Annotated in this window: 1 protein-coding gene; it reads left to right on the top strand. The window is 55.2% G+C overall.

Annotated features, from left to right (window positions below):
* Positions 1 to 1,302: M16 family metallopeptidase (locus tag ACTHSP_RS20525; RefSeq protein WP_440346825.1), on the top strand; the 1,302-nt coding region annotated here is incomplete at its 5' end.
* Positions 1,303 to 1,456 lie beyond the last annotated feature (154 nt).

Genomic DNA, 1,456 nt, shown 5'->3' with positions numbered 1-1,456 from the left:
TCATGGGCGCAGACGCTTTCTGAAACCCTGCCCAACGGTCTGAAAATCATCGTCAAAGAAGACCACCGCGCGCCTGTAGCCGTTTCGCAGATTTGGTACAAAATCGGCAGCGTGGATGAAAAACCAGGCAAAAGCGGCCTGAGCCACGCTTTGGAACACATGATGTTTAAAGGCACGAAAGACGTTCCCTCCGGCGAATTCAACCGCCGCGTATCCGAGCTGGGCGGGCAAAACAATGCCTATACCAACCGCAATGAAACGGTGTATTACGAAAACGTCGCCGCCGCCAACCTGCCCGAGATTCTGAAGCTCGAGGCCGACCGAATGCACAACCTCAACTTCAGCGACAAAGAGTTCCTCAACGAGATGAACGTCATCCGTGAAGAACGCCGCCAACGCACGGAAGACACGGCCGACGGCAAAATGTGGGAACAAGCCTACCTTGCTGCCTTTACCCAACCGTCCATGCGCGCCTCCGTCATCGGCTACATGAAAGATTTGCACACCCTAAAAGCCGACGACCTGCGCGCGTGGTACAAACAATATTACGCGCCCAACAATGCCGTATTGGTCATTGTCGGCGATGTCGATGCCAAACAAACGCTTCAGACGGCCGCCAAACTCTTTGGCGATATTCCGGCCAAAGCCCAGCCGCCGCGCAACAAACTCCATACCGAACCCTATTTGCGCAAGCCTGTTACGGTCAAAGCCACTTCTCCGGTCACACACCAACCGCTGATTGCCATCAACTTCCGTGTGCCGAAACTCCAAAAATTCGATGACACGATGCCTTTCGCCCTCGACGTCCTCTCCGATATTTTGGCAGGCAACGCGTCCAGCCGTTTTGACAAAAACCTCGTGCGCGGCAAACAAACCGCATTGAACGCAGGAACGCATTACGACATCATCAGCCGTGAAATGCCGCTGTTCAGCGTAATGGCCATGCCTGCCGAAGGCGTGAAAACCGAGACTCTGATTGCCCAGCTGCGCCAAGAAATCAAAGACATTGCCGACCACGGCGTTTCCGAAGAAGAATTGCAGCGCGTCAAAACCCAGGCAGCAGTCAACGAAATCTACGCCAAAGACTCCATGTCTTCCCAAGCCTCCATTATGGGCCGCCTCGAAGCGCGCGGTCTACAATATACCGACGAACAAGAAATCCACCGCCGCTTACAGGCAGTCAGCGCGCAAGAAGTACAGGCCGCCGCCCGGATGTTGACCGACGAGCGCATGAGTACCGTCATCATCGAGCCGCAAAAACCTGCTGCTGCGCCAAGCAAAAAAGCTGCCAAACGCCGATAAACATCAGGCCGTCTGAAAGCACATACCCTTTCAGATGGCCTTAACAGAAAGCCACAACATGAAACCCACCCTGCTCGCCCTTGCCCTACTCCTGCCCTTAAGCGTCCAAGCCGCCACCGACATCCAACGCTGGCGCAACCGCGACGGCACCCAA

It is taken from the genome of Neisseria sp. P0001.S005, from assembly GCF_051963715.1.
The sequence above is the reverse complement of the archived record's forward strand: the minus strand, read 5'-3'. Positions and strand labels throughout refer to the sequence as shown.